The sequence below is a fragment of the Sphingopyxis sp. H073 genome (genome assembly GCF_001468395.1).
Classification (GTDB): domain Bacteria; phylum Pseudomonadota; class Alphaproteobacteria; order Sphingomonadales; family Sphingomonadaceae; genus Sphingopyxis.
In genome coordinates this window covers 474,993-489,409 of record NZ_LNSG01000001.1, presented here as the reverse complement: position 1 = coordinate 489,409, position 14,417 = coordinate 474,993, and the positions used below count along the sequence as shown (strand labels likewise).

The window sequence follows — 14,417 nt, the reverse complement described above, 5'->3', positions numbered from 1 at the left end:
GACCGAAAGCGACTATCAAGCAATGAGTTTCAACAAGGATCGCCGTGGCCATCGCGGACGCGGCAAGCGCGATGACTTCGGCAATTTCGACAGCTTCGAACCTGCGCCCTATGGCGGCGACAGCTATGGCGGCGGGCGCGGCGGCTTCGGCGACCGCGATCGCGGCGGTTTCGGCGGCGGTGACCGTGGCGGCGGCTTCGGCGGCGGCGATCGCGGCGGCGGCTTCGGCGGTGGGGACCGCGGTGGCTTCGGCGGCGGACGCGGCGGCGGGATGCCTGCGCAGGTCGTCGGTGAAGGTCAGGGCCAGGTGAAGTTCTTCAACCCGTCGAAGGGGTTTGGCTTCATTGCGCGCGACGACGGCGGCGAAGACGTGTTTGTGCACATCAGCGCCGTCGAACAGGCGGGACTTCAGGGTCTCGCTTCGGGCCAGCCGCTCGGCTTCACGCTCGTCGAACGCAACGGCAAAGTGTCGGCAATCGACCTCAAGATCGAGGGCGAGCCGATGCCGGTCGAGGAATTCGCTCCGCGCCGCGACGATCGCGGCCCCAGCGGCGACCGTCCGGGCGGCGCCCGCGGCCGTCGCCAGTTGACCGGAGAGCGCACCTCGGGAACGGTCAAATTCTTCAATACGACGAAGGGCTTCGGCTTCATCGCGCGCGACGATGGACAGGCCGATGCCTTCGTCCACATCAGCGCGGTGCAGCGCGCCGGCATGGCGGGCCTCGAAGAGGGTGACCGCGTCGCCTTCGACATCGAGGTCGACGATCGCGGCAAGTTCGCCGCAGTGAACCTGCAGCCGTCGCAGGACTGATTCCCGATACAATCGATGCAGAAAGGGCGGCCTTCGGGCCGCCCTTTTTGTTTGGGCGCAAGGCCAGCGTCGGCGGGTGGCGGCCATCCGCGCCGCCCAAACGAAAAAGGGCGCCGCGTTGCCGCAGCGCCCTTTTCTCGAATCAGGATCCCGAACGGGAGACGGTCTTACTTGATACCGTCGCGCTCCATCCGCTTGCGCTCCATCTTGCGGGCGCGGCGGACAGCGGCGGCACGCTCGCGGGCGCGCTTTTCGCTGGGCTTTTCGTAGTGACGACGCAGCTTCATTTCGCGATACACACCCTCACGCTGCAGCTTCTTCTTGAGCGCGCGAAGGGCCTGGTCGACATTATTGTCGCGAACGATGATCTGCATACGCCGTGTCGTCTCCTGTTCGTCAAACGGCCTGTGTCCCCGGCTTTGTTCCGGTTCGCCATAGGTCGCCGATATTCGGGCAATAAGAGAAGCGCCGCAAAAGCGCGACGTTCCGATAGAGCGCCACTAGAGAGATTCGCGCCGAAATGCAAGCCCCAACGCGGCAAAGCGCGACAATCATGGCGCGGAAGGCCGTCAGGCGGGATTGTGCGCGCCCCTTTTGCTGTGGCATAGGTAGCAGGACGAAACCGATGGAGGAAGAGGACTGCCCCATGGCCACGCAGCTCAAGCGCAACAGCAAATATAGCGAAGCCGAATGGACCGCGCGACAGGAACTCGCCGCCTGCTATCGCATCTTCGCGATGATGGGCTGGGACGAGATGATCTTCAACCACATCACGGTGAAGCTCGAGGATCAGGAAGGCGCCTTCCTGATCAACCCCTATGGCATGCATTTCAGCGAAGTCACCGCGTCGAGCCTGATCAAGATCGACATCGACGGCAACAAGCTCGACGAGGATAATCCCTGGCACGTCAACAAGGCGGGCTTCGTCCAGCACAGCCTGTTCCACCGCGTGTTGCCCGACGCGCATGCGATCATCCACACCCATACGACCGCGACGATGGCGGTATGCGGGCTCGAAGGCGGGCTGCAGCCGACCAATTTCTATGCCTGCAATTTCATGGGCCAGCTCGCCTATCATGATTTCGAGGGCGTCACGGTGCGCGAAGAAGAAGGCGCGCGGCTGGTCGAGCACCTCGGCGACAAGCGCATCCTGATGCTGCGCAACCATGGCCCTGTCGTGATGGGCAAGTCGCTGACCGACGCCTTCATCAAATATTGGGCGCTCCAGCGCGCTTGCGAGATCCAGCTTGCGACGATGAGCATGGGCAAGCCGATCCTGGTTGGCGACGATGTGATCAAGGTCCACCAGCGCGACCTCTATATGGCGGCGATCCCGGGGCAGTCGGGCAAGGCCGAGTTCGATGCGATGGTGCGCAAGGTCGACAAGATCGACACGAGCTGGCGTGACTAATCGGGCGGGGTCGTTACTAGGGGCCCTATGACGCGCTTCTCGGTCAACGACCGTCCGGTCGAATATCGCATGGATCCCGAAACGCCCCTGCTGTGGGCGCTGCGCGACGCGTCGAACCTGACGGGCACCAAATATGGCTGCGGCACCGGCGACTGCGGCGCCTGCACCGTCGATATCGACGGCGAGGCGATCCGCAGTTGCCTCGTCACGATCGCCGAGTGCGAGGGCCGATTCGTCACCACGATCGAGGCGCTGTCGCGCGACCGCAGCCATCCGGTGCAGCAGGCGTGGGTCGCCGAACAGGTGCCGCAATGCGGCTTCTGCCAGTCGGGGATGATCATGGCCGCCGCCGCGCTGTTGCGGAAGAACAGCAACCCGAGCGATGCCGAGATCGATGCAGCGATGACGAACATCTGCCGCTGCGGCACCTATCCCCGGATTCGCACGGCAATCCGCCGCGCCGGCCGGGTCATGCGCGGCGAGGAACGGATCGCCGCCGCGCCGCCGCCGGGCATCCGCCCCGCCGACGCCGCACGCGCCGTGCCCGCGCTCAAAACCCCGCATGGCAACTAGCGGATTTTCCGTTCATGTAGCTGAACCGCAGGCAACAGCGATGTTCAGCCGCTAATCATCTTGCCTCCGGTAACTTTCGATTCATCTTCCCGATCGGCTGGGTGCCGGATGGGATTCTGGAGTGAAGCCGAGATGAAGAAGATGTTCGGAGGGCTGCTGATCGCAGCGACGATCCTCACCCCGATAGCGCCGGCCGCCGCCCAGGCGAATGGCGAGCGCATCCAGATCGCCCAGCGCGGCGATCGTGGCGGCGAACGCGGGCCGCGCGGCCCCGAAGCGCGCCGCGGCGACTGGAACGGCGGCGGCCAGCGCGTCGAGCGCCAGCGGGGCCAAAACGCACCGCAGACGCAGCAGGTTCAGCAGGCGCCGCGCGGTGACCGCGGCGGCAATGGCTGGAACGGCCAGCGCCAGCGCAGCGAAGGGCAGCGACAGTGGCAGGGCCAGGGCCAGCGCGGCGACGGCCAGCGTCCGAGCCAGCAGTGGCAGGGCCAGCGCGGCGATGCGCAGCGCCCGGTTGCGCAGCAGCAGCGCGTGCAGGGCCAGCGCGGCACCTATGACCGCAACAACAACGGCCGCACCGACCGTCAGTGGGATCGCAATCGCGACGGCCAGGTCGATCGTCAGTGGGACCGCAACGACAACAACCGCGTCGATCGCCGTTATGACCGCAATCGCAACGGCGATCTCGACCGCCGCTGGGATCGCAACAACGACAATCGCGTCGACCGGCGCTGGGACAATAACCGCAACGGATATGTCGACCGGCGCTATCGGGATGGCCGTCCGGGCAACAATTGGAACCGCGGCTGGCGCGACGACCGGCGCTACGACTGGCGAAGCTACCGCGACCGGAACCGCAGCTATTATCGTATGCCGCGCTACTACAACCCCTATCGCGGTTATGGCTACACGCGCTTCAGCATCGGCTTCACGCTCGGGTCGCTGTTCTACGGCCAGCGCTACTGGATCAACGATCCCTGGTATTATCGCCTGCCGCCGGCCTACGGGGACTATCGCTGGGTCCGCTATTATGACGATGCGCTGCTCGTCGACGTCTATAGCGGCCGCGTGGTCGACGTGATCTACGACTTCTTCTGGTAATATCCTTTCGGTTATCAGAGGCAAACTGAGGGGCCGGTCTTCCGGCTCCTCTTTTTATCGACCCGCGTTTACCGGCTTGCCCTCCCCCGCCCGCCGCGCCACGATCGCGTGGCAATATGAGGGGAGATATCATGCGCTCAATCCGACTGGTCGCGGCAGCGACGCTCGCGCTGCTGAGCGGCACCGCGATAGCCAAAACCACCGTCGTCTATGCAGGGCGCGTCATCACCGACGCGAGCAAGCCGGCGCTGGGGCCCTCGACCGTCGTCGTCACCGACGATCGCATCACCTCGATCGCGCCCGGTCGCGGCGAGGCGCCAGCGGGCGCCGAGATCGTCGATCTTGGTGACAAGACGCTACTCCCCGGCCTGATCGACCTCCACGTCCACCTGACCGGCGATCCAGGCGGCGATTATCGCAGCGAAGCAGTGGATCCCGACGAATGGGGCGTCGTCGTCGGCGCCAAGAATGCGCGCCTCACGTTGCGCGCGGGCTTCACTACCGTCCGCGAGGCGGGATCGGCGCAATATACCGCTTTCGCGCTGCGGCGCGGCACTGCCGAGGGGATGATCGAAGGTCCGCGGATCGTCGCGGCCGGCCCCCCGCTGTCGATCATCGGCGGGCATGGCGACGTCACCGGCTTTCGCGAGGACGTCCACGCCGTGCTCGATCAGGGCTATACCTGCACCGGCGCGATCGAATGCGCCGAGAAGGTGCGCAAGGCGTCGCGCGCGGGCGCCGACGTCATCAAGATCACCGCGACCGGCGGCGTGCTGTCGCAGCAGGGGCGCGGGCTCGAAGGGCATTTCTCGAACGCCGAACTCGTCAGCATCGCCGACACCGCGCATTCGCTGGGGCTGAGGGTGATGGCGCACGCACACGGCGCGCGCGGCATCGAGTCGGCCGCAGCAGCGGGGATCGACAGCATCGAGCACGGCACCTTCGCCGACGACGCAGCGCTCAAGGTGATGAAGGCGAAGGGAAGCTATCTGGTCCCCACGCTGATGGCGTTCGAGGGCATCAAGGAGCGCCTCGGCAAGGGCATCTATACGCCGACGGTCGAGGCCAAGGTGCGGATGACGATGAACGATGTCGGCAAAGCGGTAGGGCGCGCCAAGGCGCTGGGCGTCCCGATCGCCTTCGGCACCGACGCTGGCGTGTTCGAGCATGGCCGTAATGCAGGCGAATTCGCCCTGCTGGTGAAATATGGCCTGACCCCGCGCGAGGCGCTGGCGAGCGCAACGACGGTCGCCGCGAAATTGCTGTCGATGGAGGATCAGATCGGACGGATCGCGCCCGGCCTGTCGGCTGACATGATCGCCGTCGCGGGCGATCCGCTGAGCGATGTTGCAGTGCTGGAGAAGGTCGACTGGGTGATGGTGCGCGGCCGCGCGGCCGACTGACCGTCGCTCACGCGGCGCGGTGGACGCGCGGACGAACCGCCTTCGCCTTGACGGGGCGGACGAGCGCTCCCGTATCCACCGCCTCGGCAAACTGCACTCCGACGCGGCTTTCGGTCGACCAGCGGGCCTGACCGTCGACTCGCACCTCTGGCGTGAATTCGAGCGACAATAGCGTTCCCCCGGGCACATGCCACAGGCCTTCGAGCAGCGCGCCGCGCGACGACAGGTTGCGCACGATCGCTTCATAGCGATGTCCGCCGCTTTCGACCTGTATCGTGCGGAAGGTGCGGACGCGCGGCTCACGTGCGCTCTTGAACCCGCGCGCGATTACAAGGCCGCCCTGCTCGGCCAGCAGCGCCTCCACCTCATCGAGATCCATCGGCTTGCCGTAGATATAGCCTTGAACATGGCTGCACCCGAGCCCGCGGATCAGCGCGAGGTCGTCGTGCGTCTCGACCCCTTCCGCCGTGGTTTCCATCCCCAGCGCGTCGGCAAGTCCGACAATCGACGAGATGATCGCGGCGTTCATGCTGTTCCTGTCGGCCGCGCCGAGCACGAAGCTCTGGTCGATCTTGATCTTGTCGAACGGCGCCTTCTTCAGATAGCCGAGCGCCGAATAGCCTGTCCCGAAATCGTCGAGCGCGAGGCGGACGCCAGTGCGTTTCAACTTCTGGAACATCTCCAGATTCGCGGGGCTTTCGTCGAGGAAGACGCCCTCGGTAATCTCAAGCTCGAGCTGGCCGGGCTCGATCCCCGCTGCCGCAACAGCGTTCAGGATCGTCAAGGGCAGCTTCTCGTTCGCGAACTGGCGCGGCGAGACATTGACGGCGACGCGATAGTCGGGCCCCAGCCGCGCGATCGTCGCGCAGGCGGTCCGGATGATCCACTCGCCGATCGGGATGATCAGGTTCGATTCCTCGGCGATCGGGATGAACTTCGACGGACTGACGATCTCCGCCGACTCGCGGCGCCAGCGGATCAGCGCCTCGAAGCCCGAAATCCGCTCGCTCTTCACATCGACGATCGGTTGATAGAGCAACTGCAACTCGTCGTTCGCCAGCGCATCGCGCAGCGAATCCTCGATCGCCTTCCGCTCGCTCGCCTGATTGTGCATCGCGTCGGCATAGAAACGGTGGACGCCGCGCCCGGCGTCCTTCGCGGCATAGAGCGCGAGGTCGGCATTGCGGACCAGGGCCGACGCGGTCACGCCCCCGCCTTCCGACATCGCAATGCCGATCGACGACCCGATCCGCACCTGCTCATTCTCGATCGCGAAGGGCTTGGCGAGGCTGAGGATGATGGCGTTGGCGATTCCGGCCAGCTTCTCGGGCTCGACGATCTGCGGCAGCACGATCTGGAACTCGTCGCCGCCGAGACGGCCGACCTGCCCCTTGTCGCCGATGATCTGCGTGAGCCGGCCCGCGACCTGCTGCAGCAACTGGTCGCCCGCGGGGTGCCCCATCGTATCGTTGACCGCCTTGAAGCGGTCGAGATCCATCAAAAGCAGCGCGCAGGGCTGCACCTGTCCCATATGGTTGCGCAGCGCGCGTTCGAGCAATTCGGTGATATGCAGCCGGTTGGCGAGGCCCGTCAGCGTGTCGTAGCGCGCGAGCTGCTTGATCTCGCGTTCGGATTTCTTCTTGTCGGTGAGGTCGGTTCCCGAACCGCGAAAGCCCTGAAAATTACCGAGCTCGTTGCTGATCGGATGCCCCGAAATCGACCACCAGCGCTCCTCGCCCGGCACCGCCGCCAGCACCGTGAGTTCGTTGAAGGGCGTGCGCGACGACAGGCTGAAGCCCAGCGTCCGCTCCTCGCTCTCGTCATTGCCCAGCCGCTTGCGGATGATCTCGGTGAACGGACGGCCGAGGACGTCGGACAGCGAGAGGCCGAGTTTCGCAACGACCGTCGGGGAAATATAGACGAGGTGACCATTGCGGTCGGTCTCCCAGAACCAGCCACGCCCCGCGCGCTCGAAATCGCGCATCAGGCCGAGCGCGCGTTGCTGTTCACTGATCGTCGTCCTGCTGGCGCGCGTCGCGCGCATTTGCCGGCGGACATCGTGGCGAAGCATCACGATGAGCAGGCCGAGGAAGACGAGCCCGGCGACACCGAAGGGCCAGGACGCGATCCCGATCGCGCCGCCGACCGCGGTCGCGCCGGCGAAGGCGAAAAAGGCGGGGCGCTGGATCGCCGATGCCGCCGCCGCGACGAGGATCACGCCGAGCTGGACCGCCGAGAATGCGTCGAAATAGGGGCGCCCGTCGTGGACGGCGACTGCGGAGAAAGTCGCCGCCGAACCTAGCATCGTTCCCAATGTCACCAGCGAGAAACTAACGGCAAGAATGGCCTGGATGCGGTTCACGGGCAGCTTGCGCCAACCGCGCGACATCTGCCCGATGATCGTCAGCGCCAGGTCGCAGACCAGGCCCGCCCCCATGACGAACCATTGCGAAGGATGGCGGAGAAAACCCTCGACACCGGGGAAAAAGGCGAAGGAGAGGAAGGCGAGCGTGCGCGCGAAAAAGACATAATGCCAAAGCTGCGCGACGCGCAGCAGGCGCATCGCGAATTCGGGTGTCGCGAACGGCGACGCGCCCCCACCGGGCATATCGCGTTCGGCTGGCCGCAGGATATGATGCTTAACCCCCAAAAAAAACGCCCCAATCCGCTCAACTGCCCCCTCCCGTCTCTGTCGGGAAAGGGGTTTCCAAATCCTTACCGCCACCGCCCCCGTTTCCCCCGATCCTGTACCAAAACGGAAGGGGTTGGGTTTCGGATCGCAACGGGTTAGACTGGTCGCATGCCTGCCGTCCGCCTGCTGCCGCCCGACCGTTTTTTCGACCGCGCCGAATGGACCGCGATCACCGCGCCGTCGCGCTGGCGCGGGCCCTGGCTCGTGGCCCACGCATGGATCGTCAGCATCGCCGCGGTCGGCCTCGCCGCATGGAGCGGCAATCCGCTTGCCTGGCTGCTCGCCGTGATCATCGTCGGAGGGCGCCAGCTCGGCCTCGCGATCCTGATGCATGAGGCGGCGCACGGCTTGCTGCACCCCAATCGCAAGGTGAATAACTTCCTTGGTCAGTGGCTTACGGGCGCCGCGATCGGGTCGGACCTGATCGCCTATCGCACCTATCATCTTCAGCATCACAAATTCACGCAGCAACCCGAAGACCCCGACCTGTCGCTGTCAAAGCCTTTCCCCACCACGCGGGCCAGCCTCGGACGCAAGGTGCTGCGCGACCTGACCGGCCAGACCTTTTTCAAGCAGCGCATGGCGCAGTTCGGATTCGCCTTCAAAGGCCTGAAGGCGATGCTGCGCGGCGAAACGATTGAAAACGGCCGTGCGAGTACCAAGGCGGGCACGCCGTTCAACAAGCAGTCGGACGACGGCATGACGTCACCGACGATCGACGTCGCGGGCGCGATGGCGGTGACGCGTGCGGTGGGGCGTTTCCTCGCCGTGCAAGTGGTGCTGCTGACGGCTTCGCTCGCGCTCTATGGCTGGACGCCCTATCTGCTGTGGCTCGCCGGGCTGGCGACGACCTTTCAGCTTTACCTTCGCATTCGCAACATCGCCGAACATGCCTGCACGACCACCGGCAGTCAGGATCCCTTCACCCATGCGCGCACGACCTATGCCGGCTGGATCGCGCGCGCGACGGTCGCTCCATATTGGGTGAATTATCACGCCGAACATCATCTGTTCATGGGTGTGCCCTGCTATCGCCTGCCTGCCGTCCACGCGATGCTGGGGTCGCAGGACAAGCATCGGGCGATGACGATCGCGCCGAACTACCGCGCGGTGCTACGGCAGGTTACGGCAAAGGCCTAGTCGGCCAGGATCAGCACGCCGTCGGCGAGCCAGCGGCCGAGCCAGGCCGCGAGCGATTCCATCGCCCCCGCCTCCCCCATCGCGGCGATGACATGTGCGCTGAGGTCGGTGAAGCTGGAACCGGCTTCGAACTGCGCCAGCGCGTCGGCTTCCGCTTCCGGCAGGCTACGGAAACTCGGCTGCTGGCCGCTCCGCCAGACGAGCAACGCGACAGGCGACGCAAAGGCTACCGGTTCGGGCGGCTCCTGTTCGGCATCGAGCGCGCTCCACAACGCTGCGACGTTGAAGCGCACCCGAAGCAAACGCACAGAGGGATGCAGCACGAGGCGCTGCTCGATCCATGCGTCGCCAAGCGCGCCGACCGCCGCGGCATCTAGCATCGCGGTGTCGCGCGCATCGAAAGCATGACGGAGCGCCCAGTCGAGTGCGGCAAGCTCGGCAAGCTCGCCGTCGTCGGGAAAATGTTTGGCGAGGAACGCCGGCAACCCCTCGCCATAATAGCGCAGGTTCCGCGTCGTTGACGGGTGCGCAGTCACATAGGCTTGCGCGACGTTGTCGAACTGCTCGTCGCCCAGATAGGCGTGGAGCCGCTCATAGTGGTCGGCGAGGACGCCGGTCAGGCTGGCGCGGTAATTGTTGCGATAGATGTCGAGCCGTCGGCGGGCGTCGACGCGGTCGTCGTCGACGATCAGCGCCTCCGCCTCCCCATCGTCGCCGACAATGCCGGCAAGGAAGCGCCGCTGCATCTCCCGCAGCGTCTCAGGCATGCTCGGGCTCCAGCGCGCGTGCCGCAAGCGCCCGGGCGCAATCGAGTTCGGCGAGCACGTCGGCAAGCGGCGGAATGGCGTCGTCGCGCTCGATCATCGTTGCGACGGATCCGAACCGCCTGATCGCGCTCGCATAAAGATCCCATACCGCGTCGCAGACATCGGCATCGTGGGTGTCGATGACATAATCGCCCATGTCGCTGTGCCCGGCGAGGTGAATCTGCTGGATGCGGTCCACCGGCAGCCCCGCCAGATAGTCCTCGGGATCGAAGCCGTGATTGCGCGCGCTGACATAGATATTGTTGACGTCGAGCAGCAGCAGACAGTCGGCGCGCCCGGCCATTTCGGCGAGGAACTCCCATTCGCTGCGGTCGGACGAGCGAAAGGTCACATAGCTCGACGGATTTTCGATCAGGATGCGGCGGCCGAGATAATCCTGCACACGGCCGATATTCTCGACGACGCAGTCGAGCGCGGGCGCATCATAGGGGAGCGGCAGCAGGTCGTGCGTGTTATGCGCATTGATCCCGGTCCAGCAAAGATGGTCCGAAATCCAAAGCGGTTCAACGCGTCTTTCGAGCGCCTTCAACGCCGCGAGATAATCCATGTCGAGCGGCTCGTCGGACCCGATCGACAGCGACACGCCATGCATGACCATCGGATAATCGGCGCGGATCGCATCGAGCATCGCAAGCGGCTTGCCGCCCGGCACCATGTAGTTTTCGGAAATGATCTCCAGCCAGTCCACCGGCTGGGGCTCACGCAGGAAATCGGGGTAATGATCGGGGCGCAACCCCAGGCCAAAACCCGGCGAAGGCGCGGTCTTGCGATCGGGTTCAGTCACGCGTCGTCTCCATGGCGAACGAAGCGGTCCGGCGCGTAGCCGGACCCGCCCGTCTTCGCGTCAGACGCCGATTTTGCCGCCGTCCGTCAGGCATTTGCCCGCCGCAATCTTCTTGAAGCCCTTGCCCTTGCAGCTGTTGGCGCCAGCGCAGCTGTTGCCCGCGGTGCTGCAGCCCGAATCGCCGCTGCACGAGGCCGCTTCGGTCTTGCAATCGGACGAGCCCTTGCAGCTGTTGACGCCATAGCATTTCACCGTGTCGTTGGCGCCGATCTGCTTCGGCAGCGGCTTGTCGGCCGCGATCGCGGCGCTCGACAGCGCGAGCGCGGTGGCCGAGGCGGCAATCATACCGGCGAGTTTGTTGCTATTCATGTGATCGTCCCTTCCTTTGGTTGTCCAGATAAAGGTGGAGCGACTCGTCGCCCCCGTGCTTTTGTCACACGACCCGAGGGCCTTGTGGCATGATCTGGATCACAGGCGAAGGGATTTCCCGTGCGGCGGGACGGTTCGCCGCACGGGAAAGATTGGACGATCAGCGCGGGATCAGCCGAGGTCGCCGATCACGCCGCCGTCCGACAGGCACTTGGCCGCGGCCATCGCCTTGAAGCCGTGGCCCTTGCATTCGTTCTGGCCCTTGCATTCGTTCGACGCCGTCTTGCAGTCGGCGGTGCCCTTGCAGCTGTTGACGCCGTAGCAGTGGACGGTGTCCTTGGCGCCGACCGCGGCGCCCGAGCTGCCCGCGGGAGCGGGCGCGGCCATGGCGGCGCCGGCGAGCGCGAGGGCGGTGGCCGAAGCGGCGATGGCGGCGGCGAATTTGTTGCTGGTCATGATGATCTCCTCCGAAGACAGGATGGCGCGGCACGATACCGGTCCACGGAGGGATATTCGGATGCGCCGAAAGAAGGTTACAGCGCCGCCGCGTTTATCCGGCGCTCGACACGAAGCGCGCGCCTGCGCGGTCCTTCACCGTCGTTTCGGGGTCGAAGATCATGCCATTCATCGCGATATAGACGCCCGGAGGCAGCGTTTGCGCGGCGGCAAGCGCGAAACCCACATTGAATTCGGCATCGCTTGCGCGCACCGATGCGGGTTGCATCGCCCCGGTCATGACGATCGTTTTGCCTGGGATCCCTGCGAGAACGCGACCCGTAATGACCATCGTGTCCGTCCCGTGCGTCACGAGAATGCGGCCTGCATCGCTCGCGGCAACCGCGGCGCGGATCGTCTCGCGGTCGGCGTCGGTCAGCTCGAGGCTGTCTTTGCGCATCAGCTGGGTGACGCGGTGTGGAACAAGGACGTTGTTCTCGCGCAGCATGTCGGGGATCGCCGCGGGGCCGATCTGGAATTCCGACAAGGCATCGAAATAGACCTTGTCGATCGTCCCGCCCGTCGTGAAAATGTCGATCACGCGCATTCGTCCTGGACCGGCAGGGCCGGCGTGCCGTCGGGAGCAGCGAACGGCTGCTTGAAGGTGAAGGCTTCGGGACCCGCCCCGATCGCTTCGAGCATCGCAAGCCGCGCCATCCCCTCCGCCACCGTCGGACGGTGGCCCGCGGGCACCCACCACAGCACCTGATAGACGGCGATATGGTCGAACCATTCCTTGCGCCGCCGCATGATCGAAAGATGCTCGGGCTGGCGATAGACGAAGGCCGCGAGCGCATCGAGGTCGCGCCACACCGACATGTTCGGGATGACCAGCGGATCGTCGGTGACGGCCACATCGGTCGCGTCATTGCCCTCGCCGGTCAGCCGCCAGACGAAGCCGTCGCTCGCCTCGGCGATCGCGTTGACGCCGTCGAGCGCCGCCATGAAGTCGCGGTTCGCGACATGGTCGGCGGGCAGGCGGAAGCGCGCGATATTGATCTGCGCGAGTTCATAGTCCGCCATGTTATCCTCCCAATAAACGTCCGTTCGCATCGAGCGAAGTCGAGATGCCTTGGCTTGGCACTACGCCGCAACGTGTCTCGACTTCGCTCGACACGAACGGAATTTAACGTCGGCTTGCGTTTAAGCCAGCGCTTCGGCGATCAACCGCCGCGTGTTGTCGATCCCGAACAGCGCGATGAAGCTGCCCATGCGCGGACCCGCGCTGGAACCGAGCAGCGTCTCGTAGAGCGCCTTGAACCAGTCGCGCAGGTTTTCAAAGCCATAGGCTTCGTTCTTGCCGATCTCGTACACGATATTCTGGATATCGTCGGCCGAGGCGTCGGCGGGCAGCGCCGCGAGCTTCGCGTCGAGTTCGGCCAGCGCCGCGCCTTCGCCGCCCTGCGGCTTGCGACGGTTCAGCGTCGGCGCGACATAGTCGCGGTTATACGCCATCGCATTGTCGATCAGCCGGTCGAGTTCGGGATAGGTCTCGGCATTCGCGCCGTCGACATATTGGCCGAGGTAGCGCCAGATCTGCTCCTTCGACGCATCGGCGCCCATCACTCCGACGAGATTGAGCAGCAGCCCGAACGTCACCGGCAGCTCGGCCGACGGCATATCCTCGCCGCGCGCGACATGGACGTGATGCACCGGGTTGCCGAGCTTCTTGTCGGGCTCCTGCGCCGCATAGTTGCCGCGCATCTGCAGATACTCGTCGACCGCCTTCGGGATCACGCCGATGTGGAGCTGCTTCGCCGCCTTGGGCTCGCGGTATGCGAAGAAGGCGAGGCTCTCCTCGCTACCATAGCTCAGCCACTGCTCGAGGCTGAGGCCATTGCCCTTCGACTTCGAAATCTTCTCGCCCTTTTCGTCGAGGAACATTTCGTAGATCAGCCCCTCGGGCTTCTGCCCGCCGAGCGCGCGTGCGATCTTGCCCGACTGGATGCCGCTGTCGGTCAGGTCCTTGCCGTACATTTCGTAGTCGACGCCCAGCGCGACCCAGCGCATCGCCCAGTCGACCTTCCACTGCAGCTTCGCGCCGCCGCCAAGGATGCTGTGCGTGATTGTCTCGCCCTCGTCCTCGAACGACACCAGGCCCTTGTCGGCGTCAACGACGGTCACCGGCACCTGCAGCACGATCCCCGACTTGGGGCTGACCGGCAGGATCGGCGAATAGGTCGCGGCGCGCTCGGCGCGCAGCGTCGGCAGCATGATGTCGAGAATGTCCTGGTTATGGCGCAGGACATTCTTCAGCGCCTCGTCGAACGCGCCCGACTTGTACCGCTCGGTCGAGCTGACGAATTCATATTCGAAGCCGAAGCGGTCGAGAAACTCGCGCAGCATCGCATTGTTATGATGCGCGAAACTTTCATACTTGCCGAACGGATCGGGGATCGCGGTGAGCGGCTTGCCGAGATGTTCGCGCAGCATCTCCTGCTGCGGCACATTGTCGGGGACCTTGCGCAGGCCGTCCATGTCGTCGCTGAACGCGACGAGGCGGGTCGGTGCGCCGCCGGTGATCGCCTCATAGGCGCGGCGGACCATCGTCGTGCGCAGCACTTCGTTGAAGGTGCCGATATGCGGCAGGCCCGAGGGACCATAGCCGGTCTCGAACAGCACCGCCTCGCCGCCCGGCTTGCCCTGCGGATAGCGTTTGACCAGCTTGCGCGCTTCCTCGAACGGCCAGGCCTTGGACGTTTGCGCGGGCTCGCGCAGCGACGGGTGAAGGTGCAAGTCAGTCATGGCGCGCCCATAGCGGCAAGAAGCGCGGATGGGAAGAAGACCGGACGCGCCAGTCCCCTTCCCGCC

Annotated in this window: 15 protein-coding genes; 6 read left to right on the top strand and 9 right to left on the bottom strand. The window is 65.2% G+C overall.

Features of this window, described 5'->3' with window-relative positions; translation table 11 throughout:
* Nucleotides 1-22 precede the first annotated feature (22 nt).
* Nucleotides 23-811, top strand: a complete 789-nt coding sequence (locus ATE64_RS22310) for a cold-shock protein (RefSeq protein ID WP_058454691.1) — start codon at nt 23-25, stop codon at nt 809-811.
* Between the two features lie 167 nt (nt 812-978).
* On the opposite strand, the gene rpsU is transcribed toward ATE64_RS22310, so the two are convergent.
* Nucleotides 979-1,185, bottom strand: a complete 207-nt coding sequence (gene rpsU / locus ATE64_RS02480) for a 30S ribosomal protein S21 (RefSeq protein ID WP_003047635.1) — start codon at nt 1,183-1,185, stop codon at nt 979-981.
* A 272-nt stretch (nt 1,186-1,457) separates the two neighbouring features.
* Between rpsU and ATE64_RS02475 the strand changes: the two genes are divergently transcribed.
* From ATE64_RS02475 to ATE64_RS02460, 4 genes are all read left to right on the top strand, one after another.
* The gene (locus ATE64_RS02475; RefSeq protein WP_058454501.1) at nt 1,458-2,222 is read left to right on the top strand and encodes a class II aldolase/adducin family protein; all 765 of its coding nucleotides are present in this window, start codon (nt 1,458-1,460) and stop codon (nt 2,220-2,222) included.
* Between the two features lie 27 nt (nt 2,223-2,249).
* Complete coding sequence (locus ATE64_RS02470; RefSeq protein ID WP_058454502.1) at nt 2,250-2,795, top strand: (2Fe-2S)-binding protein; 546 nt, start codon at nt 2,250-2,252, stop codon at nt 2,793-2,795.
* Nucleotides 2,796-2,927: 132 nt separating this feature from the next.
* Nucleotides 2,928-3,896 (top strand): RcnB family protein, encoded by a 969-nt coding sequence (locus ATE64_RS02465; RefSeq protein WP_058800237.1) that lies wholly within the window; start codon nt 2,928-2,930, stop codon nt 3,894-3,896.
* A 131-nt stretch (nt 3,897-4,027) separates the two neighbouring features.
* Nucleotides 4,028-5,299, top strand: coding sequence for an amidohydrolase family protein (locus ATE64_RS02460; protein ID WP_058454504.1), 1,272 nt, complete (start codon nt 4,028-4,030; stop codon nt 5,297-5,299).
* Nucleotides 5,300-5,306: 7 nt separating this feature from the next.
* Here ATE64_RS02460 and ATE64_RS02455 read toward each other — a convergent pair whose 3' ends face one another.
* Nucleotides 5,307-7,907, bottom strand: a complete 2,601-nt coding sequence (locus tag ATE64_RS02455) for an EAL domain-containing protein (RefSeq protein ID WP_156416425.1) — start codon at nt 7,905-7,907, stop codon at nt 5,307-5,309.
* Between the two features lie 192 nt (nt 7,908-8,099).
* On the opposite strand from ATE64_RS02455, the gene ATE64_RS02450 reads away from it, so the two are divergent.
* On the top strand, nt 8,100-9,131 hold the full coding sequence (locus tag ATE64_RS02450) for a fatty acid desaturase family protein (protein WP_058454506.1): 1,032 nt from the start codon (nt 8,100-8,102) through the stop codon (nt 9,129-9,131).
* On the opposite strand, the gene ATE64_RS02445 is transcribed toward ATE64_RS02450, so the two are convergent.
* From ATE64_RS02445 to ATE64_RS02415, 7 genes are all read right to left on the bottom strand, one after another.
* Nucleotides 9,128-9,898 (bottom strand): DNA-binding domain-containing protein, encoded by a 771-nt coding sequence (locus ATE64_RS02445; RefSeq protein ID WP_058454507.1) that lies wholly within the window; start codon nt 9,896-9,898, stop codon nt 9,128-9,130. The genes ATE64_RS02450 and ATE64_RS02445 overlap by 4 nt on opposite strands.
* Complete coding sequence (locus ATE64_RS02440; RefSeq protein WP_058454508.1) at nt 9,891-10,742, bottom strand: DUF692 domain-containing protein; 852 nt, start codon at nt 10,740-10,742, stop codon at nt 9,891-9,893. The genes ATE64_RS02445 and ATE64_RS02440 overlap by 8 nt, the downstream gene beginning before the upstream one ends.
* Nucleotides 10,743-10,802: 60 nt before the next feature.
* Nucleotides 10,803-11,111: a hypothetical protein gene (locus ATE64_RS02435; RefSeq protein ID WP_058454509.1), complete on the bottom strand. Its 309-nt coding sequence runs from the start codon at nt 11,109-11,111 to the stop codon at nt 10,803-10,805.
* Nucleotides 11,112-11,282: 171 nt separating this feature from the next.
* The gene (locus ATE64_RS02430) at nt 11,283-11,567 is read right to left on the bottom strand and encodes a hypothetical protein (RefSeq protein ID WP_058454510.1); all 285 of its coding nucleotides are present in this window, start codon (nt 11,565-11,567) and stop codon (nt 11,283-11,285) included.
* Between the two features lie 94 nt (nt 11,568-11,661).
* Nucleotides 11,662-12,147, bottom strand: coding sequence for an asparaginase domain-containing protein (locus ATE64_RS02425; protein ID WP_058454692.1), 486 nt, complete (start codon nt 12,145-12,147; stop codon nt 11,662-11,664).
* Nucleotides 12,144-12,629 (bottom strand): DUF3291 domain-containing protein, encoded by a 486-nt coding sequence (locus tag ATE64_RS02420; protein WP_058454511.1) that lies wholly within the window; start codon nt 12,627-12,629, stop codon nt 12,144-12,146. The genes ATE64_RS02425 and ATE64_RS02420 overlap by 4 nt, the downstream gene beginning before the upstream one ends.
* A gap of 120 nt (nt 12,630-12,749) precedes the next feature.
* Entirely contained in the window at nt 12,750-14,351 is a 1,602-nt protein-coding gene (locus ATE64_RS02415) for a lysine--tRNA ligase (protein ID WP_058454512.1), read from the bottom strand.
* Nucleotides 14,352-14,417: the final 66 nt, after the last annotated feature.

Bases quoted from the DNA above. Each gene is read 5' to 3' on its own strand.
- ATE64_RS22310 (WP_058454691.1), top strand. From the start codon at position 23: ATGAGTTTCAACAAGGATCGCCGTGGCCATCGCGGACGCGGCAAGCGC.
- rpsU (WP_003047635.1), bottom strand. From the start codon at position 1,185: ATGCAGATCATCGTTCGCGACAATAATGTCGACCAGGCCCTTCGCGCG.
- ATE64_RS02475 (WP_058454501.1), top strand. From the start codon at position 1,458: ATGGCCACGCAGCTCAAGCGCAACAGCAAATATAGCGAAGCCGAATGG.
- ATE64_RS02470 (WP_058454502.1), top strand. From the start codon at position 2,250: ATGACGCGCTTCTCGGTCAACGACCGTCCGGTCGAATATCGCATGGAT.
- ATE64_RS02465 (WP_058800237.1), top strand. From the start codon at position 2,928: ATGAAGAAGATGTTCGGAGGGCTGCTGATCGCAGCGACGATCCTCACC.
- ATE64_RS02460 (WP_058454504.1), top strand. From the start codon at position 4,028: ATGCGCTCAATCCGACTGGTCGCGGCAGCGACGCTCGCGCTGCTGAGC.
- ATE64_RS02455 (WP_156416425.1), bottom strand. From the start codon at position 7,907: ATGCCCGGTGGGGGCGCGTCGCCGTTCGCGACACCCGAATTCGCGATG.
- ATE64_RS02450 (WP_058454506.1), top strand. From the start codon at position 8,100: ATGCCTGCCGTCCGCCTGCTGCCGCCCGACCGTTTTTTCGACCGCGCC.
- ATE64_RS02445 (WP_058454507.1), bottom strand. From the start codon at position 9,898: ATGCCTGAGACGCTGCGGGAGATGCAGCGGCGCTTCCTTGCCGGCATT.
- ATE64_RS02435 (WP_058454509.1), bottom strand. From the start codon at position 11,111: ATGAATAGCAACAAACTCGCCGGTATGATTGCCGCCTCGGCCACCGCG.
- ATE64_RS02430 (WP_058454510.1), bottom strand. From the start codon at position 11,567: ATGACCAGCAACAAATTCGCCGCCGCCATCGCCGCTTCGGCCACCGCC.
- ATE64_RS02420 (WP_058454511.1), bottom strand. From the start codon at position 12,629: ATGGCGGACTATGAACTCGCGCAGATCAATATCGCGCGCTTCCGCCTG.
- ATE64_RS02415 (WP_058454512.1), bottom strand. From the start codon at position 14,351: ATGACTGACTTGCACCTTCACCCGTCGCTGCGCGAGCCCGCGCAAACG.